This window comes from Cellulomonas telluris (assembly GCF_004886325.1).
Lineage (GTDB): Bacteria > Actinomycetota > Actinomycetes > Actinomycetales > Cellulomonadaceae > Cellulomonas > Cellulomonas telluris.
In genome coordinates this window covers 1-628 of the sequence record NZ_QXFN01000037.1, presented here as the reverse complement: position 1 = coordinate 628, position 628 = coordinate 1, and the positions used below count along the sequence as shown (strand labels likewise).

The following is a 628-nucleotide window of genomic DNA, read 5'->3' as shown; positions in this document are numbered from 1 at the left end:
TGAACACACCACGCCCGGGCCTGCGCAGCGGCCGGCCCGGTGCCACGAACGCTAAGCGCCGGAGCCGCGGCTCCGCAGGCGAATCTGCATACCGGCCCCGCGGTGCAAATGCGGTGTCGCGTCGAGCTTCTGCGACGGCGGATCGAGTGTTCGTCGGACCGAGTGTGCGGCGGCCGAAGTGGGTACGACACACTGCGCGCTCACGAACGAACAGGACGAACAGGACGAACACCGCCATGGCAACTGACTACGACGCCTCCCGCAAGAGCGAGGAGGAGCAGAAGGAGGAGAGCCTCGAAGCTCTCCGCCTCGCTGCGACCGACAAGGACGCCAGCTCCAGCAAGATCGACGAGGACGAGACCGAGGCCGCCGAGTCCTTCGAGCTGCCCGGAGCCGACCTGTCGAACGAGGAGCTCAGCATCGAGGTGGTGCCCAAGCAGGACCACGAGTTCACGTGCTCGGTGTGCTTCCTCGTGCACCACCGCAGCGCGCGCGTCTCGGAGACCCCGCTCGTCTGTCGCGACTGCGCCTGAGCAGCTCGAGCGCTCACCCGTACCGGCGCGGCGGGGTCCAGTGGCGGCCGCACTCGAGGTCGAAGCCCGCGGGTTCGAACGGGCTGCCCCCGCCC

Annotated in this window: 1 protein-coding gene; it reads left to right on the top strand. The window is 69.1% G+C overall.

Annotation, left to right across the window (positions count from 1 at the left end):
* The first annotated feature begins 236 nt into the window (after positions 1 to 236).
* Complete coding sequence (locus tag FB586_RS18610) at positions 237 to 533, top strand: DUF4193 domain-containing protein (protein WP_136520847.1); 297 nt, start codon at positions 237 to 239, stop codon at positions 531 to 533.
* Positions 534 to 628: the final 95 nt, after the last annotated feature.